The organism is Ideonella sp., assembly GCF_035254525.1.
Classification (GTDB): domain Bacteria; phylum Pseudomonadota; class Gammaproteobacteria; order Burkholderiales; family Burkholderiaceae_C; genus Ideonella.
Genome location: NZ_DATFAN010000028.1, coordinates 1 through 19,997 on the forward strand (window position 1 = coordinate 1; position 19,997 = coordinate 19,997).

General features: G+C 69.7%; 22 protein-coding genes. 9 read left to right on the forward strand and 13 right to left on the reverse strand.

What is annotated here, in order from left to right; all coding sequences use genetic code 11:
• The 9 genes from ccmC to VJ693_RS03055 form a co-directional block, all read left to right on the forward strand.
• A partial coding sequence (gene ccmC, locus VJ693_RS03015; RefSeq protein ID WP_324151986.1) for a heme ABC transporter permease CcmC occupies positions 1-601 on the forward strand: 601 nt, incomplete at its 5' end.
• 13 nt (positions 602-614) lie between these two features.
• Positions 615-782 carry a heme exporter protein CcmD gene (gene ccmD, locus VJ693_RS03020; protein ID WP_324151987.1) on the forward strand — a complete coding sequence of 56 codons (168 nt, stop codon included), beginning with the start codon at positions 615-617 and terminating at the stop codon, positions 780-782.
• On the forward strand, positions 779-1,240 hold the full coding sequence (gene ccmE, locus VJ693_RS03025; protein WP_324151988.1) for a cytochrome c maturation protein CcmE: 462 nt from the start codon (positions 779-781) through the stop codon (positions 1,238-1,240). The genes ccmD and ccmE overlap by 4 nt, the downstream gene beginning before the upstream one ends.
• Complete coding sequence (locus tag VJ693_RS03030; RefSeq protein ID WP_324151989.1) at positions 1,237-3,183, forward strand: heme lyase CcmF/NrfE family subunit; 1,947 nt, start codon at positions 1,237-1,239, stop codon at positions 3,181-3,183. The genes ccmE and VJ693_RS03030 overlap by 4 nt, the downstream gene beginning before the upstream one ends.
• Positions 3,180-3,710 carry a DsbE family thiol:disulfide interchange protein gene (locus VJ693_RS03035; protein ID WP_324151990.1) on the forward strand — a complete coding sequence of 177 codons (531 nt, stop codon included), beginning with the start codon at positions 3,180-3,182 and terminating at the stop codon, positions 3,708-3,710. Before VJ693_RS03030 ends, VJ693_RS03035 begins: the two co-directional genes overlap by 4 nt.
• A complete protein-coding gene (locus VJ693_RS03040) occupies positions 3,707-4,153 on the forward strand; it encodes a cytochrome c-type biogenesis protein (protein WP_324151991.1) in 447 nt (148 codons plus the stop codon). The genes VJ693_RS03035 and VJ693_RS03040 overlap by 4 nt, the downstream gene beginning before the upstream one ends.
• A complete protein-coding gene (locus VJ693_RS03045) occupies positions 4,146-5,366 on the forward strand; it encodes a c-type cytochrome biogenesis protein CcmI/CycH (RefSeq protein ID WP_324151992.1) in 1,221 nt (406 codons plus the stop codon). Before VJ693_RS03040 ends, VJ693_RS03045 begins: the two co-directional genes overlap by 8 nt.
• Before the next feature lie 8 nt (positions 5,367-5,374).
• Complete coding sequence (locus VJ693_RS03050; RefSeq protein ID WP_324151993.1) at positions 5,375-6,676, forward strand: NAD(P)-binding domain-containing protein; 1,302 nt, start codon at positions 5,375-5,377, stop codon at positions 6,674-6,676.
• Positions 6,677-6,748: 72 nt separating this feature from the next.
• Positions 6,749-7,291 (forward strand): cytochrome b, encoded by a 543-nt coding sequence (locus tag VJ693_RS03055; RefSeq protein ID WP_324151994.1) that lies wholly within the window; start codon positions 6,749-6,751, stop codon positions 7,289-7,291.
• A 79-nt stretch (positions 7,292-7,370) separates the two neighbouring features.
• Here the strand turns inward: VJ693_RS03055 and aspS are convergent, their stop codons facing one another.
• The 13 genes from aspS to VJ693_RS03120 all read right to left on the reverse strand — a co-directional run.
• Positions 7,371-9,161, reverse strand: coding sequence for an aspartate--tRNA ligase (gene aspS / locus VJ693_RS03060; RefSeq protein ID WP_324151995.1), 1,791 nt, complete (start codon positions 9,159-9,161; stop codon positions 7,371-7,373).
• Positions 9,162-9,278: 117 nt separating this feature from the next.
• Positions 9,279-9,953, reverse strand: coding sequence for a DUF502 domain-containing protein (locus tag VJ693_RS03065; protein WP_324151996.1), 675 nt, complete (start codon positions 9,951-9,953; stop codon positions 9,279-9,281).
• A 31-nt stretch (positions 9,954-9,984) separates the two neighbouring features.
• Positions 9,985-10,293, reverse strand: coding sequence for an FmdB family zinc ribbon protein (locus VJ693_RS03070; RefSeq protein ID WP_324151997.1), 309 nt, complete (start codon positions 10,291-10,293; stop codon positions 9,985-9,987).
• Positions 10,294-10,386: 93 nt separating this feature from the next.
• The gene (locus VJ693_RS03075; RefSeq protein ID WP_324151998.1) at positions 10,387-11,859 is read right to left on the reverse strand and encodes a sodium:solute symporter family protein; all 1,473 of its coding nucleotides are present in this window, start codon (positions 11,857-11,859) and stop codon (positions 10,387-10,389) included.
• Between the two features lie 123 nt (positions 11,860-11,982).
• Positions 11,983-13,548, reverse strand: coding sequence for a ubiquinone biosynthesis regulatory protein kinase UbiB (gene ubiB / locus VJ693_RS03080; RefSeq protein WP_324151999.1), 1,566 nt, complete (start codon positions 13,546-13,548; stop codon positions 11,983-11,985).
• 24 nt (positions 13,549-13,572) lie between these two features.
• Positions 13,573-14,100, reverse strand: coding sequence for a hypothetical protein (locus VJ693_RS03085; RefSeq protein WP_324152000.1), 528 nt, complete (start codon positions 14,098-14,100; stop codon positions 13,573-13,575).
• A 23-nt stretch (positions 14,101-14,123) separates the two neighbouring features.
• A complete protein-coding gene (gene galE / locus VJ693_RS03090; RefSeq protein ID WP_324152001.1) occupies positions 14,124-15,137 on the reverse strand; it encodes a UDP-glucose 4-epimerase GalE in 1,014 nt (337 codons plus the stop codon).
• 17 nt (positions 15,138-15,154) lie between these two features.
• Positions 15,155-16,201: a VirK/YbjX family protein gene (locus VJ693_RS03095; RefSeq protein WP_324152002.1), complete on the reverse strand. Its 1,047-nt coding sequence runs from the start codon at positions 16,199-16,201 to the stop codon at positions 15,155-15,157.
• The gene (ubiE, locus tag VJ693_RS03100) at positions 16,198-16,929 is read right to left on the reverse strand and encodes a bifunctional demethylmenaquinone methyltransferase/2-methoxy-6-polyprenyl-1,4-benzoquinol methylase UbiE (protein WP_324152003.1); all 732 of its coding nucleotides are present in this window, start codon (positions 16,927-16,929) and stop codon (positions 16,198-16,200) included. The genes VJ693_RS03095 and ubiE overlap by 4 nt, the downstream gene beginning before the upstream one ends.
• A gap of 31 nt (positions 16,930-16,960) precedes the next feature.
• Positions 16,961-17,377 (reverse strand): DUF971 domain-containing protein, encoded by a 417-nt coding sequence (locus VJ693_RS03105; RefSeq protein ID WP_324152004.1) that lies wholly within the window; start codon positions 17,375-17,377, stop codon positions 16,961-16,963.
• Between the two features lie 20 nt (positions 17,378-17,397).
• Positions 17,398-18,783, reverse strand: coding sequence for a CARDB domain-containing protein (locus VJ693_RS03110; protein ID WP_324152005.1), 1,386 nt, complete (start codon positions 18,781-18,783; stop codon positions 17,398-17,400).
• 2 nt (positions 18,784-18,785) lie between these two features.
• Positions 18,786-19,286: an HIT family protein gene (locus VJ693_RS03115; RefSeq protein ID WP_324152006.1), complete on the reverse strand. Its 501-nt coding sequence runs from the start codon at positions 19,284-19,286 to the stop codon at positions 18,786-18,788.
• Positions 19,286-19,997 (reverse strand): (Fe-S)-binding protein (locus tag VJ693_RS03120; RefSeq protein WP_324152007.1); only part of this gene is annotated, 712 nt, incomplete at its 5' end. The genes VJ693_RS03120 and VJ693_RS03115, both read right to left, overlap by 1 nt.

Genomic DNA, 19,997 nt, shown 5'->3' on the forward strand with positions numbered 1-19,997 from the left:
CGCCCCGACGGACCACCAGCAGGGCGAGTCTTATCGCATCATCTTCCTGCATGTTCCGGCGGCATGGATGTCGATGTTCATCTACATCGTCATGGCCTTCTGGGCCGGCATGGGCATGGCATTCAACACCCGGCTGTCGTCGATGTGGGCCCTGTCCCTGGCGCCCACCGGCGCGCTGATGGCGTTCCTGTCCCTCTGGACCGGCGCCCTGTGGGGCAAGCCGACCTGGGGCACCTGGTGGGTCTGGGACGCGCGGCTGACCTCGGAGCTGATCCTGCTGCTGCTCTACCTGGGCTACATCGCGCTGGTCGAATCGATCGACGACGACCGCCGCGCGGCCCAGGCCGGCGCACTGCTGGCACTCGTGGGCGCGCTGAACGTGCCGATCATCTACTTTTCGGTCAAGTGGTGGAACACGCTGCACCAGGGCGCCTCTATCAGTATGACCGCCGCGCCGACGATGGCGCGCCAGATGCTGCTGGCGCTCGCGCTGTGCACGGTGGCCTTCTGGGCCCACGCCATCGCCGCCTCCCTCACCCGCGCCCGCGCCCTGAGCCTTGAGCAAGAGCAAGACGCGGGCTGGCTGAACGAATCAAAGTGAACTGATATCCCTCATGGACCACCTTTCCCAACTGCTGCGGCTCGAAGGCCACGCCGTTTTCGTCTGGGGTGCCTGGCTGCCCAGCCTCGTGCTGCTGGCGGCCGAGGCGCTGCTGGTGCGCGCACGCCTGCGCCGGGCCCGCGCCCAGGTCGCCCAACGCGGCACGGAGGATCCGCAGTGACCCCCCGCCGCAAGCGGCTGGCGATCATCGCCGGCGTGCTGCTCGCGCTGGCCGCCGCGACCGCGCTGGTGCTGAACGCGTTTCGCAGCAACCTGGTCTTCTTCTTCACGCCCACCCAGGTGGCCGCCGGCGAGGCGCCGGTGCAGCGGCCGTTTCGCCTCGGCGGCCTGGTGCGCGAGGGCAGCGTGGTGCGCGACGGCGTGCAGATCCGCTTCGTCGTGACCGACACGGCGCGCGAGGTGCCGGTGAGCTACAACGGCCTGCTGCCCGATCTGTTCAAGGAGGGCAAGGGCGTCGTCGCGCAGGGCTCGCTCGGCGCCGACGGCGTGTTCGTCGCGCGCGAGGTGCTGGCCAAGCACGACGAGAACTACATGCCGCCCGAGGCGGCCGAGGCGCTGAAGCGGGCGCAAGGTCATGCGCCGCAGTCGGCACCCACCCTGGTGGAAGGTAAACGATGATTCCCGAACTCGGCCAGATCGCACTCATCCTGGCGCTTGCCGTCGCCTTGGCCCAAGGCACACTCGGCCTGGCCGGCGCGGCCCGGTCGCGCGCCGACTGGATGGGCCTCACGCGCCCGCTCACGCTGACCCTGGGCCTGCTGGTCCTGGCGGCCTTCGCCGCGCTGACCGCCAGCTTCGTGCGCAACGACTTCTCGGTGCTCTACGTCGCGTCGAACTCGAACAGCCTGCTGCCGCTGCCCTACCGCATCGCCGGCGTGTGGGGCGGCCACGAGGGCTCGCTGCTGCTGTGGGTCGCAATGCTCGCCGTCTGGATGCAGGCCGTGGCCGTCTTCAGCCGCGCGCTGCCACAGGTTTTCGTGGCGCGTGTGCTGGCGGTGATGTCGCTGGTGGCCGCGGGTTTCCTGCTCTTCATGCTGCTGACCTCGAACCCGTTCGAGCGCCTGCTGCCGCCGGTGGCCGACGGGCGCGACCTGAACCCGCTGCTGCAGGACCCCGGCATGGTCTTCCACCCGCCCATGCTCTACATGGGCTATGTCGGCTTCTCGGTCGCCTTTGCCTTCGCGATCGCCGCGCTGCTGGGCGGCCGGCTCGACGCCACCTGGGCACGCTGGTCGCGGCCGTGGACGATCGCCGCATGGATCTTCCTGACGCTGGGCATCGCGCTCGGCAGCGCCTGGGCCTACTACGAGCTGGGCTGGGGCGGCTGGTGGTTCTGGGATCCGGTCGAGAACGCCTCCTTCATGCCCTGGCTGGTCGGCACCGCGCTGATCCACTCGCTCGCCGTCAGCGAGAAGCGCGGCAGCTTCAAGGCCTGGACCGTGCTGCTCGCGATCCTCGCGTTCTCGCTGTCGCTGCTCGGCACCTTCCTGGTCCGCTCGGGCGTGCTGTCGTCGGTGCATGCGTTCGCCACCGACCCGCGGCGCGGCCTGTTCATCCTGGCCTTTCTGGTCATCGTGGTCGGCGCCTCGCTGACGCTGTATGCCTGGCGCGCGTCCGCCGTCGGCCTCGGCCAGCGCTTCGACCTCGTCTCGCGCGAGACCGCGCTGCTGGCCAACAACGTGCTGCTGCTGACCGCCACCGGCGCGGTGCTGCTCGGCACGATGTATCCGCTGTTCCTCGATGCCCTGGGCCTGGGCAAGATCTCGGTCGGCCCGCCCTATTTCGACACGGTGTTCCGCTGGCTGATGGCGCCGTTGCTCGTGCTGGTCGGCGCCGGCCCCTTGGCGCGCTGGAAGGGCGACGAGCTGCCCTCGCTGGCCAGGCGGCTGCGCTGGGCGGCGGTGGCCGCAGTGCTGGTGCCCGCGCTGGTCGCCGCCTTCGCAGGCCGCGCGTCACCGTGGTCGGTGGCCGGCTACGCGCTCGGCGCCTGGGTCGCCGCCGGCGTGCTGGTGGAGGTGGCCGCCTGGCGCCGGAACTGGTCGCAGGTCACGCGGGCCCATGTCGGCATGTGGCTCGCCCACCTCGGCGTCGCAGCCTTCATCGTCGGCGTGACGACCGTGCGCACCTACGAAACCGAGAGCGACGTGAAGATGCGCGTTGGCGAGACCACCGAGGTCGGCGGCTACCAGTTCCGTTTCCTCGGCGTCAGCGAGCTGACCGGCCCGAACTACGTCGCGGGCCAGGCGCGCGTCGAGGTCACCCGCCACGGCACGCCGGTCACGACACTGACGCCTGAGAAGCGCGTCTACCGCGTGCAGCGCAACCCGATGACCGAAGCCGCCATCGATACCAACCCGGCACGCGACCTCTATGTGTCGCTCGGCGACCCGCAGGACGACGGCTCGTGGACGCTGCGCGTGCAGCACAAGCCGATGGTGATCTGGATCTGGCTCGGCTGCGTGATCATGGCCGCCGGCGGCGCGCTGGCCGCGAGCGACCGGCGCTACCGGCGTCGCGCCGAATCGGCGCAAGCCACTGCTGCTGTGGGAGCCCGCGCATGAAAGCCCGCGCACTGATTCCGCTTGCGCTGTTCATCGGTCTCGCGGTCTTTCTCGCCGTGGGCCTGAAGCTGGATCCGCGCGAGGTGCCCTCGCCGCTGATCGACAAGCCGGCGCCGGCCTTCGCCGCGCCCACCCTGGCCGACCCCGCGCGCACGCTGGCGCGCCAGGACCTGCTCGGCAAGGTCTGGGTCCTCAACGTCTGGGCCTCGTGGTGCGGAGCCTGCCGCGAAGAGCACCCGGTGCTGGTCGACTTCGCCCGCAACCGCCGCGACCTGCTGCTGATCGGCTTGAACTACAAGGACGAACGTGCCGCCGGCGCGGCCTGGCTGCATAGCTTCGGCAACCCCTACACCGACTCGCTGTTCGACCCGCAGGGCCGCATCGGGCTGGACTACGGCGTCTACGGCGTGCCCGAGACCTTCATCATCGACCGCCAGGGTGTCGTGCGCTACAAGCACATCGGGCCGCTGACGCCCGAGGTCCTGCGCGACAAGGTCGAGCCCCTGCTGAAGAGGCTCGCAGCATGAGGGCCCTGTCTCGATACCTGGCCGCGCTCGCCGTGGCCCTGATGCCGCTCATCGCTTTGCCCGCCCTTGCCAACGAAGCCCGCCCGGCCGCCGACGACCCCGCCCTCGAGGCCCGCATGATGGCGATCGCCGGCGAGCTGCGTTGCGTGGTCTGCCAGAACCAGACGATCGCCGACTCGCACGCCGAGCTCGCGGGCGATCTGCGCCAGCAGATCCGTGACCAGCTGCGCGCCGGACGCAGCCCGGACGAGATTCGCGCCTTCATGACCGATCGCTACGGCGACTTCGTGCTCTACCGCCCGCCCGTCAACGAGCGCACCGCCTTGCTGTGGTTCGGCCCCGCCTTGCTGCTGCTGGTGGGCCTGGCCACCCTGGCCCTCGTGCTGCGCCGGCGCAGCCGCCTGCCTGACGAGGCCTTCGAACCTGACAACACCAATGACTGACTCGATCGACGACCTGAAACAGCAACTGCGCCAGCTGGATGCGCTGCAGCGCGGCGGCGCCCTGTCGGAAGACGCGGCCAAGAGCGCCCGAGCGGCGCTCGAGAAGCGCCTGCTGGACGCGGTGATGGCAGCACCCGCCGCCGGCGGCGCGGCGGCTGCGGTACCGCCACCCGGTGTGGCGGCTCCCCCGCCGGCGCCGAAAGCCTCGCGCCGCCTTATCGGCGGCCTGGTGCTCTTCGTCGCCGCCTTCGGCCTGGCCGGCACTTGGTGGCTCGGCGACCGTGACGGCTGGAAGACCGCCCCCGGCGCCCCGCCCCCCTCGGCACCGGTCGATGCCGCCGCCGGCCCGGACGCCGCCGCGTCGACGCCGCACTCGATGACGGTCGCGCAGATCCAGGGCATGGTCGACACGCTGGCCGCGCGAATGAAGAACGACCCGAACAACGCCGAGGGCTGGCTGATGCTCGGCCGCTCGTATTCGGTGCTCGGCCAGTTCGAGCCCGCCGTCGCCGCCTACCGCCACGTGCTGACGCTGGAACCGAAGAACGCGCAGGCGCTGGCCGACCTGGCCGACGCGCTGGCGGTGACGAGCCAGGGCCGCTTCGACGGCGAGCCGGCCCAGCTGGTCAGCCAGGCACTGGCCGCCGACGGCAACAACCTGAAGGCCTTGCTGCTCGCCGGCACGATCGCCTTCGACAAGAAGGACTATGCCGCCGCCGCGCGCCACTGGGAAAAGGCCACTCGCGCCGGCCCGCCCGACAGCGAGCTCGTCAAGCAGGCTCGCGCCAACCTCGCCGAGGCCCGCCAGCTCGCCGGCCTGCCGCCGCTGACAGCCGACGCTGCGGCCTCGGCTGCCGCCCCAGCGCCCGGCGCCACGGTGCGCGGCCGCGTCGAGCTGGCGCCGGCGCTGGCTGCGAAGGCCAGCCCCGACGACACCGTGTTCGTCTTCGCCCGGCCGGCCGAGGGCTCGCGCATGCCGCTGGCGATCCTGAAGAAGCGGGTGCGCGACCTGCCGCTGGAGTTCACGCTCGACGACAGCCTCGCAATGAGCTCGCAGGCCCGCCTCAGCCAGGCGAGCCAGGTCGTCGTCGGTGCCCGCGTGTCCAAGTCCGGCCAGGCAATGCCGCAGCCCGGCGACCTCGAGGGCCTGTCCACCCCGGTCAAGCCCGGGGCGAGCGGCCTGAAGCTGGTGATCGCGAACGTCGTGCCGTGAGCTGGTCAGTGGTTTGGCCCTACCTGCTGCTGCTGGCGGTGGCGGTGGGTGGGCACCTGTGGCGGCGCGGCCGGCGTGAGCGCGCCCATGCCGAGCAACTGGCCGACGCGCTCGCGGCGGGCCTGAACGAGCCGCCGACGCTGCACCCGGTCGTCGACCCCGCGCTGTGCATCGGCTCCGGCTCCTGCGTCAAGGTCTGCCCGGAACACGCGCTGGGCATGGTCAACGGCAAGGCCACGCTGATCAACGCCTCGGCCTGCATCGGCCATGGCGCCTGCCATGCGGCCTGCCCGTTCGATGCGATCTCGCTGGTCTTCGGCACCGAGAAACGCGGCCTCGACATCCCGCTGCTGAAGCCCAATTTCGAGACCAACGTCCCGGGCCTGTTCATCGCCGGCGAGCTGGGCGGCATGGGCCTGATCCGCAAGGCCGCCGAGCAGGGCCGGCAGGCGATGGAGGCGATCGCCGTGCGCGGGCAGGCCAAGGCGCCCGGAGACGACAGTGAGCTCGACGTGGTCATCGTCGGCGCAGGGCCGGCCGGCCTCTCGGCGGGCTTGAGCGCGATCGACAAGGGCCTGCGCTACCGCATCATCGAACAGGAGAACTCGCTCGGCGGCTCGATCTTCCACTACCCGCGGCAGAAGGTCGCGATGACCGCGCCGGTCAAGCTGGCGCTGGTCGGCCACGTGAAGTTCACCGAGGTGAGCAAGGAGAAGCTGCTCGAGTTCTGGCACGGCGTGGTGCTGAAGTTCCAGCTCGCGATCCACTTCGGCGAACGCATGCAGGCCATCGAGCAGCACGGCGACAGCTTCGTCGTCACCACCTCGCGCGGCTCGGTCAAGACCCGTTCGGTGCTACTGGCCATCGGGCGCCGCGGCACGCCGCGCACGCTCGACGTGCCCGGGGAGGAGCTGCCCAAGGTCGCCTACCGGCTGATCGACCCGGCGCAGTACGCCGGCCAGGCGGTGCTGGTGGTGGGCGGCGGCGACAGTGCACTCGAGGCCGCGATCGCACTGGCCGAGACACCGAAGACGCGCGTCACGCTGTCATACCGCAGCGAGGCCTTCTCGCGCGTCAAGGCCAAGAACCGCGACCAGCTCGAGCAGCTGCGCGGCCGCGGCCGCATCGACGTGCGGCTGCGCTCCCAGGTGCAGTCGATCAGCCCCGACGCGGTCAAGCTGCGCGTCGACGACGGCAGCACGCTCAGCCTGCCCAACCACGCCGTCATCGTCTGTGCCGGCGGCCAGTTGCCGACCCCGCTGCTGAAGGACATCGGTATCCGCTTCGAGACCAAGCACGGGACGGCTTGACCTGGGCCAGGGCGACGGGCCGGGCCACGCGACACACTCGCGGTCCATGTCCCCCGCCGCTGGAGCTCGTTGATGTCCCGCCTTGTCCGCACGATCTACCCCACGCCGCTGCGCTGGTTGCACTGGCTGATGGCCGGGCTGATCGCCGTCGCCTGGTTCATCGGCGACTGGGCCGTCGAGCAGGAAGGGCCGGCGAAGGGCGCGGCCATCGGCCTGCACATCGCCGTGGCCTCGGGTGTGCTGGTGTTCGTGCTGTTACGCCTTGCGCTGCGCGCCGGCGCCTCGGTGCCCGGCCCGCTCCCGAGCCTGCCGGCACGCCTGCTGGCACAGGCCACACACTTGATGCTGTATGCGCTGATGGTCCTGCTGCCGGTCAGTGGCTGGTTGGCGGTCAACACGGCCGGCCGGCCCTTCGTGTTGATGAAGCTGCTCCAGATGCCCAGCCTGGTGGGCCGGGACCCGGCCTGGCACGGGCGCTTCGAGACCCTGCACATCCTGATGGCCTGGGCCCTCGCCTGCCTGGTCGTGCTGCATGTGCTGGCCGCCGCCAAGCACCACTGGGTCGACCGCGACTACACGCTGGCCCGCATGGTTCCGCGGCTGCGGCGGCGTTGAGCGGCACGCGTCGCCTCTCCGCCCCGAAAGACAAAGGGCCCCGCGCGGGGCCCTTTGTGCTGTGCCGTGCGGTTCGGCTTCAGCCCGCCGCCACCGCGTTGCGCAGCCGGATGTGCAGCTCGCGCAGCTGCTTCTCGTCCACCGCGCTCGGCGCGCCGGTCAGCAGGCACTGGGCGCGCTGCGTCTTCGGGAAGGCGATCACGTCGCGGATCGAATCGGCCTTGGTCATCATCGTGACGATGCGGTCCAGGCCGAAGGCCAGGCCACCGTGCGGCGGCGCGCCGTACTGCAGCGCGTCGAGCAGGAAGCCGAACTTCTGCTGGGCCTCTTCCGGGCCGATCTTCAGCGCGCTGAAGACCTTGCTCTGCACCTCGGCGCGGTGGATGCGCACCGAGCCGCCGCCCAGCTCCCAGCCGTTGAGCACCATGTCGTAGGCCTTGGCGATGCAGGCCCCGGGGTCGGTGTCCATCAGGTTCTCATGGCCGTCCTTCGGGCTGGTGAACGGGTGGTGCACCGCGTTCCAGCGGTCGCCCTCCTCGTCGTGCTCGAACATCGGGAAGTCGACCACCCACAGCGGCGCCCACTTGTCCTCGAACAGGCCGTGGTTGCGGCCGAACTCGCTGTGGCCGACCTTCACGCGCAGCGCGCCGATCGCGTCGTTCACCACCTTGGCCTTGTCGGCGCCGAAGAAGATCAGGTCGCCATTGCAGGCACCGGTGCGGGCGATGATCTCGGCGATCGCGGCATCGTGCAGGTTCTTCACCACCGGCGATTGCAGGCCCTCGCGGCCCTTGGCCACGTCGTTGACCTTGATCCAGGCCAGGCCCTTGGCACCGTAGATCTTGACGAACTCGGTGTAGCCGTCGATCTCGCCGCGGCTCATCTCGCCGCCGCCGGGCACCTTCAGCGCGACGACGCGGCCGCCCTTGGTCGTGGCGGGGGTCGAGAAGACCTTGAAGTCGACGTCCTTCATCACGTCGGTCAGCTCGGTGAACTTGAGCTTGACGCGCAGGTCGGGCTTGTCGGAGCCGTACTGGTACATCGCGTCGGCATAGGTCATCACCGGGTAGCCTGGCAGGTCCACGCCGATCGTGTTGCGGAAGACCGTGCGGATCATGCCCTCGAACATGCCGCGGATCTCTTCCTCGTTGAGGAACGAAGTCTCGATGTCGATCTGCGTGAACTCGGGCTGGCGATCGGCGCGCAGATCCTCGTCGCGGAAGCACTTGGTGATCTGGTAGTAGCGGTCGAAGCCCGCGACCATCAGCAGCTGCTTGAACAGCTGCGGCGACTGCGGCAGCGCGAAGAAGTGGCCGTCGTGCACACGGCTGGGCACCAGGTAGTCGCGCGCGCCTTCGGGCGTGCTCTTGGTCAGCATCGGGGTCTCGATGTCGACGAAGCCGTTCGCGTCGAGGAACTTGCGCACCTCCATCGCGACGCGGTAGCGCAGCATCATGTTCTTCTGCATCTGCGGGCGGCGCAGATCCAGCACGCGGTGGGTCAGCCGCGTGGTCTCGGAGAGGTTCTCGTCGTCGAGCTGGAACGGCGGCGTGACCGACGGGTTCAGCACCTCGAGCTCATGGCACAGCACTTCGATCTTGCCGGACACGAGGTGGGCGTTCTCGGTGCCGGCCGGCCGCGCGCGCACCTTGCCCACCACCTTCAGACAGAACTCGTTGCGCACGCCTTCGGCGGTGGCGAACATCTCCGGGCGGTCCGGGTCGCAGACGATCTGCACCAGGCCTTCGCGGTCGCGCAGGTCGATGAAGATCACGCCGCCGTGGTCGCGGCGGCGGTGGGCCCAGCCCATCAGGGTCACGGTCTGGCCCATCAGCGCTTCGCTGACGAGGCCGCAGTAGGTCGTTCTCATGCGTTTGCTCCAGCCTGCATCCGGCAGGCGACAGAAGGATTCGGGGTATCGGGGGATTGGAGGGCTCGGGGGCGGGGTGGTCAACCCTCAGGACTGAGCGCCGGATGCCTCGGCGGCTCAGCCCGCCCGATTGGGGTCGGCCCCCTCCGGCGGGGCCAGGCGGCCGGCCGGGGGCGCGGGGGGCGGGGGCACGACCACGCCCATCGAGATGATGTACTTCAGCGCTTCGTCGACGCTCATGTCCAGCGGATGCAGGGCCGAGCGCGGCATCATCAGAAAGAAGCCCGAGGTCGGGTTCGGCGTCGTGGGCACGTACAGGCTCACATGCTCGCCAGGCAGCCGGTCGGCCACTTCGCCGCCGGGCTTGCCGGTGACGAAAGCGATGGTCCACGAGCCGGCATGCGGGTACTGCACCAGCACGGCCTCGCGAAAGGCGTTGCCGTTGCTGGAGAACAGCGTGTCGGAAACCTGCTTGACCGAGCTGTAGATCGACCGGACGATCGGGATGCGGTTCATCAGCGCATCCCACTGGCGCAACCACCACTGGCCGAAGAGGTTGGTGACGAAGACGCCAGTGACGAACAGCAGCGCCACCATGACCACCACGCCCAGGCCCGGCCACTCGCCGAGCGCGCGCAGGGTCTCGGCGGCCCCGGCCGGCAGCACGACATGACCCAGGCGCAGGAAGCCCTTGAACATGCCGTCGAGCAGGCCCTGCACCCACAGCAGCACCCAGATCGTGATGGCCAGGGGCAGCCAGGTCAGCAGGCCGGCGATCAGGTATTTCTTCAAGAGGTGTCCCGGGGCACTGCCACTGGCGGCTTCAATGGCAGGCGCAGGAGCCGCCGCAGGGCGTGCCGCCGGCGGCCGCGGTGCTGCCGCCGTCGCTGCCGGTGCCGGCCGCGCCGGCGCCTTCGGGCTTCGCCGCGGCAGGTGCCGACGCGCCGCTGCCGTTGCGGAAATCGGTCGCGTACCAGCCCGAGCCCTTGAGCTGGAAGCCGGCGGCGGTGATCTGCTTGGTGAATTGCTCCGCACCGCAGGCCGGACACACGGTCAGCGGCGCGTCGGACAGCTTCTGCAGCACGTCACGCGAATGGCCACAGGCGGCGCAGCGATAAGCGTAGATCGGCATGACCAAACCCTTGATTCAAAACAGGAAATTATAAGGGCGCCCCTCCGGCCCACCGGCGAGCGCCCCGGCCCCTGCGTGAGATAAGGGGGCGATTCAGGCTTTCAAGGTCGAGGCGACGCCTTCCGGCACGCCGACAAGGTGGTGGTGCGAGGCGTGCCGGTTCTTCAGCGCCTGCGGGCCGAGCGATCCGATCACGACACCGACGATCGCGGCCACGAAGCCCGCCAGTTGCGCCGGGAAGGCCTCGCCTGCGGGCGTGGCCATGAACAGCACCCAGGTCAGGATGCCCAGCACGATCGAGAACACCGCCCCCTGGGTCGTCGCGCGCTTCCAGTACAGGCCGGCGGTCAGCGGCACGAAGGCGCCGACCAGCGTCACCTGATAGGCACTGGACACCATGTCATAGATCGGCGTGCCCTGCAGCGCAATGGCGTAGGTGCAGACGCAGACGCTGAACACCAGCACCGCGACGCGCATCGTCCAGAGTTCCTGCCTGTCGCTCTGGCGCGGAAAGAACTGGCGCCAGATGTTCTCGACGAAGGTGACCGAAGGCGCCAGCAGCGTGGCCGACGCGGTGGACTTGAGCGCCGACATCAGCGCGCCGAAGAACAGCACCTGCATCACGAAGGGCATCTTCTGCATCACCAACGTCGGGATGACCTTCTGCGGATCGTCCTGGATCAGCGTGCCTGCCGTCTCCGGCATGATGATCAGCGCGCTGGTCACGAGGAACATCGGCACGAAGGCGAACAGGATGTAGCAGATGCCGCCGATCACCGGGCCGCGGGTGGCGGCCTTGACGTTCTTGGCGGACATCACGCGCTGGAAGACGTCCTGCTGCGGGATCGAGCCGAACATCATCGTGATGCCGGCCGCGGTGAACAGCACGACCTGGTCGAAGCTGGGCTCGGGCAGGAAGTTGAACAGGTCCTTGCTGGAGGCCAGCGCGATCACCTTGTCGGCGCCGCCGGCCTGGTCGGCCGCGAACATCGCGATGATCGACAGGCCCACGACGAGGATGATCATCTGGATGAAGTCGGTCACCGCCACCGACCACATGCCGCCGAACAGCGTGTAGGCCAGGATCGAGGCGGTACCGAGCACCATGCCCAGGGGAATGCTGATCGCTTCGTTGGACAGCAGGTTGAACACCAGGCCGAGCGCGGTGACCTGCGCCGAGACCCAACCCAGGTAGGACAGGATGATGATCAGCGAGCACACCACCTCGATCAGGCGCCCGTAGCGCTCGCGGTAGTAGTCGCTGATCGTCAACAGCGTCATCTTGTACAGGCGCGCCGCGAAGAACAGGCCGACCAGGATCAGGCAGGTGCCGGCGCCGAACGGGTCTTCGACCACGCCGTTCAGGCCGCCCTGGACGAACTTGGCCGGGATGCCAAGCACCGTCTCCGAGCCGAACCAGGTCGCGAAGGTCGTCGTGATGATCATCACCAGCGGCAGGTGGCGCCCGGCGATGGCGAAGTCGGCCGTGTTCTTGACGCGCTTGGCGGCCCACAGGCCGATCGCGATGGTGACGAGCAGGTAGGCAATGACCAGGGACAGCAGCATGGGCACTCCGGGCGGGCAAAACGGACGCGAGTTTAGCCAAGGGATTGGCGCGGACCCGGCTTGGCCGGTCCGCTGCAAGAGCCCCCAAGGGGGCAGCGACCGGAACGGAGCGTGGGGGCTACGTCAGGCGCCGGCCCACAGCAGCGCGTAGCGTGCGGCCGCCGCGCCGAGCAGAAAGCCCAGCACGCCCCAGATCAGGCCGCCGAGCAGGCGGTTGGTGCGCCGCTGCTCACGCAGCAGCTCGGCCAGCAGCAGCGTGTCGTCGGCCGGCTGCTGGCCGCTGCGGCGCGCCAGCGCGTCGTGCAGCAGGCGCGGCAGCTCGGGCAGCAGGCGGGCGTAATGCGGCACCTCGTCCTTCAGCCGGCGCAGCAGCGCCCGGCCGCCGATCTGCTCGTCCATCCAGCGCTCGAGGAAGGGCTTGGCGGTCGTCCACAGGTCCAGGTCGGGGTCGAGCTGGCGGCCCAGCCCCTCGACGTTGAGCAGGGTCTTCTGCAGCAGCACCAGCTGCGGCTGGATCTCGACGTTGAAGCGGCGCGAGGCCTGGAACAGCCGCATCAGCACCTGGCCGAGCGAGATGTCCTTCAGCGGCCGGTCGAACTGCGGCTCGCAGACGGCGCGGATCGCGCTTTCGAGCGCGTCGACCCGCGTGCTCGACGGCACCCAGCCGGATTCGACGTGCAGCTCGGCGACGCGCTTGTAATCGCGCCGGAAGAAGGCGATGAAGTTCTGCGCCAGGTAATCCTTGTCGGTCTCGGTCAGGGTGCCGATGATCCCGAAATCGAGCGCGATGTAGCGGCCGAAGGTGGCCGGGGCGACGCTGACCTGGATGTTGCCCGGGTGCATGTCGGCGTGGAAGAAACCGTCGCGGAAGACCTGGGTGAAGAAGATCGTCACCCCATCGCGGGCGAGCTTCTTGATGTCGACGCCCGCCGCGCGCAGGGGGCCGACCTGGCTGATCGGCATGCCGGTCATGCGCTCCATCACGCAGACCTGGCGGGTGCAGAAGTCCCAGTACATCTCCGGCACGATGATCAGCGGCAGATCGGCCATGTTGCGGCGCAGTTGCGCCGCGTTGGCCGCCTCGCGCACCAGGTCGAGCTCGTCGTGCAGGTAGGTGTCGAACTCGCTGACGACCTCGCGCGGGCGCAGCCGCCGGCCATCGGCCGAGAAACGCTCGACCCAGCGCGCGAGCATGTGCAGGATCGCCAGGTCGTCGTCGATCACCGCCAGCATGCCGGGGCGCAGCACCTTGACCGCGACGTCGCGGCCGTCGCGCAGCACCGCGAAGTGCACCTGGGCGACCGAGGCGCTGGCGACGGGCACGTCGTCGAACTGCGCGAACACGCTGTCCATCGGACGCTTCAGCTCCGCCTCGATGATGGCCCGCGCCTGCGCGGCGGGAAACGGCGGCACGCGGTCCTGCAGCTTGGCGAGCTCGTCGGCGATGTCCAGCGGCAGCAGGTCGCGCCGGGTCGACAGCACCTGGCCGAACTTGATGAAGATCGGGCCCAGCCGCTCGAGCGCCATGCGCAGCCGCACGCCGCGCGGCAGCTCGAAGCGCCGGCCCAGCGTCAGGATACCGGCCAGCAAGCGGATGCGGTGCTGCCGGAAGCCCGACAGCGCGAGCTCATCGATGCCGTAGCGCAGCAGCGTGAAGACGATGCGGACCAGCCGCAGGACGAAACGCATGGAGCGGCCCTTGGACGAGCCGCCTTATGGTTTGCGCAGCACGCTGGCGGCCCCTTGCGCCAGCGCGCGGGCGGTCGCCGCCAGCTTGTCGCCGACCTGCGACAGGCCGCCGGCCACCAGGGGGCCGAACACACGTTCCAGGTCGCCGGCGATGTCCCAGCGCACGTTGCCGGCGACCCAGCTCACGTCGGCCGCGAACGCCGCATCGCCTTCGATGTGAAGCGGCGGCAGCTCGCCGGTGGCGACGCGCCGCGCCGCCTCGAAGGGGCGGGCCGCGTCGACGCGAAGGCGCAGCTCGGGCGGGGCATCCGCACCCGGCTCGGCCTCGCTGCCGGCCGCCTCCAGCAACCCCGCCGGCGTCACGCGCAGCACCAGGGGCGGGGGGGGCGGCAGCGGGATCTGCCAGTGCTCGACCTCGATGCGCATCCTGCGGCCGCTGTAGGGCTTGAGCCGGTCGGTGGCCGCCGAGGCGCTGGACAACACGTGGTTGGCCAGCAGGATGAAGCGGTCGGTCGCCGCCGGCAGCAGCAGGTCGGTCACGGGGTTTGCCATGGCCGTGGATTGTAGGTTCGGGGTCAGGCGTATCCCTGGGGATTGGCACTCTGCCAGCGCCAGCTGTCAGCGCACATGGCGTCCAGGTCGCGCCGGGTCCGCCAGCCGAGCCGTTCGCGCGCCAGCGTCGGGTCGGCCCAGAAGGCCGGCAGGTCGCCGGGGCGGCGGTCGACGATGCGGTACGGGATCGGCCGGCCGCTGGCGCGCTCGAACGCCTGCACCAGCTGCAGCACGCTCGTGCCCTGCCCGGTGCCCAGGTTGGTGGTGATCGACGCGCCGTGGTCGAGCAGGTAGCGCAGCGCCGCGACGTGCCCCTCGGCCAGGTCCATCACGTGCAGGTAGTCGCGCACGCCGGTGCCGTCCGGCGTGTCGTAGTCGCCGCCAAAGACCTGCAGGAACTCGCGCCGGCCGACGGCCACCTGCGTCACGTAGGGCATCAGGTTGTTCGGCACGCCGCGTGGGTCTTCGCCGATGCGGCCGCTCTCGTGCGCGCCGACCGGGTTGAAATAGCGCAGCCAGGCGATCTTCCAGGCCGGGTCGGAGGCTTCGAGGTCGCGCAGGATCTGCTCGCCGAAGAGCTTGGTGCGGCCGTAGACGTTCATCGCCGACAGCGGGTGGGCCTCGTCGTAGGGCAGGTATTTCGGCTCGCCGTAGACGGTGGCGCTGGAGCTGAAGACCAGGGTCTTGACGCCATGGCGCTGCATCGCCTGGCAGGTGCCGACGAGGCCGCCGACGTTGTTGGCGTAGTAGGCCAGCGGCTGCGCAGCGGACTCGCCCACCGCCTTGAAGGCGGCGAAGTGCACGACCGCATCGATGCGGTGGCGGGCGAAGACCGCGTCCAGCGCCGCCGCGTCGGTGACGCTGGCGCGCTCGAACACCGGCCTGCGGCCGCCGAGCTCGCGCAGGCGCTCGAGCACCTCGGGCGAGCTGTTCGAGAAGTCATCGAGGCCGACGACCGAGAAGCCGGCGGCCTGCAGGGCCAGCCAGGTGTGCGATCCGATGTAGCCGGCAGCGCCGGTGAGCAGGACGGTGGTCATCGCGGTGACCCGGCGGGTCACCGGGCAGAGGTGTGCAAGAGGTCGTCGGGCAGGCGGTTGGCTTGGGCGCGGCCGTGCAGGCTGGCGCGCAACTCGCCGAGCATCTCATAGCGGCGACGGTACATCGCGCGCTTCTTCGTCGGCACCTCGTCCAGCGGCCGGGGGCTGTAGCGCGTGTCGATGGCGAAGAACCCGTCAACCGTCTCGGCACCGCCGCGGTCGCGCCAGATCTCGTCGTAGTCTGCCGAAGCGACGTGCGTGTCCAGGCGCGCAAGCAGGCGCGGCTGCCGGAAGTGGCGGTAGTAGTCGCAGATGCCGTAGGCCCGCTCGATGCCCATGGCCTCGGCGATCATCAGCAGGGCCAGCAGCACCAGATCACGCGGACGGCAGCCATGCAACTGGCGGGTCAACTCCGCATATCGCTCGTTGGCGCCGTCGACCGAACGGCCCTGGATCGCACCGATGTAGACCACCGGCTGGCCCTGGCGCTGGCCGAACGAGAAGCCCACCGAGTACAACCGCAGGTCACCGTCGAACAGGTTCAGCGCGAGCTCGCCTTCCTGTGCCAGCCACGATGGCTGGTCGATCTGCAGCGTGAGGCCGGCCTCGGGCGCGCCCACCGTGGCCAGCACCCGGCGCGAGCCGAACGGCACCTGCAGCCAGAGGTGGCGCTCGATCTGGCGGTAGTGCGCCACGACCGTGTCGACCCGCTGGCGGACCGACCACGCGCGATGGATGTACGGCCAGGCGATCACGTGGACCATGCCGCCCCGCGCCTGCAGCGCGCGGCCCAACTGCGACTGCGGCGGCACCTGGCGCAGCGCGCGCCACTCCCGCCGCTTGCGCCAGGCCTGCCACCCGAAACGCAGGCGGCGCACCAGCGACAGCGGGTCCAACGCGGGATAGGCCTGGCGGGCCCCCTGCCAGATGACCAGCCAGAGGGCCAGCGCCGGCTCGAAGGCTTGCGGCAATCCAGTCACCTCGCCCGGCATGAAACCGACCAACAGGCCCAGGGCCTGCCACGATCCGGGCTGCGCCAGCAGGCGCCCGGCGCGCCCTCTCAACACTTGATGCCGACGTGCAGGGCCACCACGCCGCCGGTGAGGTTGTGAACATCCACGTGGCCGAAGCCGGCGGACTTCATCATCGCCTTCAGCGTCGCCTGGTCAGGGTGCATGCGGATCGATTCGGCCAGGTAGCGGTAGCTGTCGGCGTCGCCGGCCACCCACTGGCCCAGCTTGGGCAGCACCTTGAACGAATACCAGTCGTAGGGCTTCTGCAGCGGCGCAGCGACCTTGGAAAACTCCAGCACCAGCAGCCGGCCCCCCTCGCGCAGCACGCGCGCCATCTCGGCCAGCGCCAGTTCCTTGTGCGTCATGTTGCGCAGCCCGAACGCCACGCTGACGAGATCGAAGCTGCCGCTGCGAAACGGCAGCTGCTCGGCATCGCAGATGGTCGTCGGCAGCGCCAGGCCATCGTCGAGCAGGCGGTCGCGGCCGGTGCGCAGCATCGCCTCGTTGATGTCGGTGTGTACGACCTTTCCGCTGGGGCCGACGCGGCGGGCGAAGGCGCGGGCGAGGTCGCCAGTGCCGCCGGCGATGTCGAGCACGCGGTCGCCCTCGCGCAGGTTGGCCACGGCCACCGTGTAGGCCTTCCAGGCGCGGTGCAGGCCCATCGACATCAGGTCGTTCATCACGTCGTACTTCGACGCGACCGAATCGAACACGCCCTTGACACGCTGCGCCTTTTCGCGCTCGTCCACGCTCTGGTAGCCGAAATGGGTCTGGCTCATGGTGTCGTCGCTCCCTTCATGCGCGGCGGCCTCAATGGTGGCCGCAGGAACCGCCCGTCTTCGCGGGCATGGGCAAATCTCGTTCCATCCCGGCCTCTTTCAGCCGCTGCTCGTAGCGCGACCAGAGTTCGGCCTGGTCGGCGCCGAGGTGGTACAGGTAGTCCCAGGTGAAGATGCCGCTGTCGTGGCCATCGGAAAAATGCGGCTGCACAGCGTAGTGCCCGACCGCCTCGATGGCGTCGATCAGCACCTCGCGCTTGCCGGTTTGCAGCACCTCCTGGCCCGGCCCGTGGCCCTGCACTTCGGCAGACGGGGAATAGACGCGCATCAGCTCGAACGGAATGCGGAACTCGCGGCCGTCGTCGAAGTGGATTTCCAGCACGCGCGAGGCCTGGTGGACCGTCAGCGCGGTGGGTTGGGGGGAGGAGGAGGGGTGCGAAGTGGCCATGGTGCGCGATACCCGCGTGTTCAACGCAGGCCGATGTCGATGATGCCTTCCGCGACGCCGCCTGAAGCACCGAGCATCAGCACCAGCGGGTCATTCTGCGCCAGGAAGATGGCCGCCGCATCGATCGAGCGATTGCCCCGGCGCAGGCCCGCGGGCGCCACGCTGGTCAGCGGGCTCAGGTCGGCCGTTTCGTCGATCAGCGTGCCGGCGGTGGTGGTGGCGGCGTAGGCGTAATGAATGTCGGTCAGCGTGGTCGTGCCCCAGGCGGCGCGGGTGCTGCTGGTGGCGAAGCTGCCCCCGGCCAGGCCGGTGGTTTCGGCCAGGCCGACGCGGAAGTGGCGGCCGGTCGCGTCGGCGGCGTCTTCCGAGCGAAGCAGGATCAGCGCCGAGCCCGATTGCGCCAGCCGGAAGTGGATCACGTCGCCGGTCGTCGCTTCGATCCCCTTGATGTCGCTGCCGACGGTGGTGAGCGCGTACGTGGCCAGGTAATCGGCCGGGCATTGGTCGACCCGCACCGGCACCGGGGCCATGCAGCTTTGCAGCGTGCCCGTGCCGAAGGTCGACGGCAGGACCACAGACTCCAGCTTGTCGTTGCGGCGCAGGTTCACGCCGAGCTGGTTGAAGCTGCGGCCGACCAGGGCGGCGGTGTCACTGCTGAAGACGCGGGCCGCCACGAAAGGCCGCACGCCGTGGTCATACGGGTGGTCGCTGCCTTCCAGGTTGAAATCGAAGCCGCCGACGACCAGGTCGGGTGCCATGCGAAAGCGTGCGGTGCCGGTGAAGCCGAAGACGTAACCCACCCCGTCGGCATCGTGCGTGAGCGTTCCCGCCGCGTTCACCTGCGAGCCGACCATCTTGTAGGTCATCGCGTTGAAATCCAGCGACAGGGTGTACGTGCGGCCGTTGCTGGCGAACACGGTGTAGTCGCCGTTGCGAAGGTCCATCGCGATCGTGGTCGCCTCGCCGGTGTTGTTGTCGCGGTTGGTGTCGGCCGCGGCGCTGACCGTCATCGAGGTGGTGATCGCGCCGATCAGGTCGGCCGCACCGGGCACGTCGACGTGAAAGACCAGGCCGCCGCCGGCCGGCAGGCTCGCCAGCGTCATCGACGGGCCCAGCACCGTCGGGCAGCTGGCGCTGCCGGTCGCGGCGCAGGTGATGCCGCCCAGGGCTGGCGCGCCGTCCAGGTGCAGCGCGAGGCTCAGGTCGGTCGCGCCGGCCGGGCCTTCGTTGGTCACCGTGATCGTGTGGGTCACCGTCTCGCCCGCGTAGACCTCGGTGGGGCCGGTATCGACGACCGCCAGGTCGGCATTGCTGCCGACGGGCGCACTGCCGTCCGAGCCCCCGCAGGCGGCCAGGCCAGCGGCCAGGGTCAGGGCAAGAAGCAGGGACGTCGCAACGCGGTTCATGGTCAGGGCCTGGGTGAACGCAATCCTGCGATGCTAACCAAGGCCGCCGCGCCACCTGCCAGCGAATGCCGGATCGACTCGTCAAGCATCGTCATCGGCCGGGCCAGGCGCTCGGCCGCCGGCAGCATCACCTCGCGCTGGCGGGCGCCCCAGATCGGCTGCGGAAAGTGGCTGTCCCAATCGAAGCGCGCGATGACGTGCCAGTGCAGGTGCGGCACCATATTGCCCAGCGACGCCAGGTTGATCTTGGTCGGCGCCAACGCCTCGCGCAGCACACGCTCCACCGCGACCACCACCTCCAGGCAGTGCGCGCGATCGGCCGACGAGAGGTCGCTCAGCTCGGCGACATGCTCGCGCCAGATCACGCGGTAGAAGGCAGGAAAGTCCGGCGCGTCCAGCACCCGCACGACGCGCAGCCGATCATCGGCCGCCACCTCGGCCCAGGCCGCGGACGGCGCGGCCGCGCACAACTCGCAGCCGGGCTGCACCGCGGCCGCGGCCATCAGACCAGCACCCGCTCGATGCCGCCGGCGTTGGCGCGCGCCACGTAGTCGGCCATCCAGCCCTCGCCGAGAATCTTGCGCGCCATCTCGATGACGATGTAGTCGGCCTCGAGCAGGCCGCTCTGCAGGTCGTCTTCGTAGCGCGACAGGCCTTGCAGGCAACTCGGGCACGAGGTGAGGATCTTCAGGTCCTCCTTCGGGCCGACCGCGCCCGAGCTGCGCAGCTGCGCCTCGGCCTTGCGGATCTCCTCTTCCTTGCGGAAGCGCACCTGGGTCGCGATGTCGGGCCGCGAGACGCCGAGCGTGCCGCTCTCGCCGCAGCAGCGATCGCTCTTGACGACGCCGTTGCCGAGCAGGGCCTTGACCGTCTTCATCGACTCCTGCAGCTTCATCGGGTTGTGGCAGGGCTCGTGGTAGAGGTAGGTGCCGCCGCCGGGCAAGGTGATGCCCTTCTCCAGCAGGAACTCGTGGATGTCGATGATGCGGCAGCCGGGGAAGATCTCCTCGAACTTGTAGCCCTGCAGCTGGTCGTAGCAGGTGCCGCAGGAGACGACGACCGTCTTGATGTCGAGGTAGTTCAGCGTGTTGGCCACGCGGTGGAACAGCACCCGGTTGTCGGTGATCATCTTCTCGGCTTTGTCGAACTGACCACTGCCGCGCTGCGGGTAACCGCAGCACAGGTAACCCGGCGGCAGCACGGTCTGCACACCG

Coding starts and splice junctions, on each gene's coding strand:
- ccmD (WP_324151987.1), top strand. CDS start 615: ATGGACCACCTTTCCCAACTGCTGCGGCTCGAAGGCCACGCCGTTTTC.
- VJ693_RS03030 (WP_324151989.1), top strand. CDS start 1,237: ATGATTCCCGAACTCGGCCAGATCGCACTCATCCTGGCGCTTGCCGTC.
- aspS (WP_324151995.1), bottom strand. CDS start 9,161: ATGAGAACGACCTACTGCGGCCTCGTCAGCGAAGCGCTGATGGGCCAG.
- VJ693_RS03040 (WP_324151991.1), top strand. CDS start 3,707: ATGAGGGCCCTGTCTCGATACCTGGCCGCGCTCGCCGTGGCCCTGATG.
- VJ693_RS03075 (WP_324151998.1), bottom strand. CDS start 11,859: ATGCTGCTGTCCCTGGTCATTGCCTACCTGCTCGTCACCATCGCGATC.
- galE (WP_324152001.1), bottom strand. CDS start 15,137: ATGACCACCGTCCTGCTCACCGGCGCTGCCGGCTACATCGGATCGCAC.
- VJ693_RS03055 (WP_324151994.1), top strand. CDS start 6,749: ATGTCCCGCCTTGTCCGCACGATCTACCCCACGCCGCTGCGCTGGTTG.
- VJ693_RS03085 (WP_324152000.1), bottom strand. CDS start 14,100: ATGGCAAACCCCGTGACCGACCTGCTGCTGCCGGCGGCGACCGACCGC.
- VJ693_RS03045 (WP_324151992.1), top strand. CDS start 4,146: ATGACTGACTCGATCGACGACCTGAAACAGCAACTGCGCCAGCTGGAT.
- VJ693_RS03070 (WP_324151997.1), bottom strand. CDS start 10,293: ATGCCGATCTACGCTTATCGCTGCGCCGCCTGTGGCCATTCGCGTGAC.
- ubiE (WP_324152003.1), bottom strand. CDS start 16,929: ATGAGCCAGACCCATTTCGGCTACCAGAGCGTGGACGAGCGCGAAAAG.
- VJ693_RS03115 (WP_324152006.1), bottom strand. CDS start 19,286: ATGGCCGCGGCCGCGGTGCAGCCCGGCTGCGAGTTGTGCGCGGCCGCG.
- ubiB (WP_324151999.1), bottom strand. CDS start 13,548: ATGCGTTTCGTCCTGCGGCTGGTCCGCATCGTCTTCACGCTGCTGCGC.
- VJ693_RS03035 (WP_324151990.1), top strand. CDS start 3,180: ATGAAAGCCCGCGCACTGATTCCGCTTGCGCTGTTCATCGGTCTCGCG.
- VJ693_RS03110 (WP_324152005.1), bottom strand. CDS start 18,783: ATGAACCGCGTTGCGACGTCCCTGCTTCTTGCCCTGACCCTGGCCGCT.
- VJ693_RS03105 (WP_324152004.1), bottom strand. CDS start 17,377: ATGGCCACTTCGCACCCCTCCTCCTCCCCCCAACCCACCGCGCTGACG.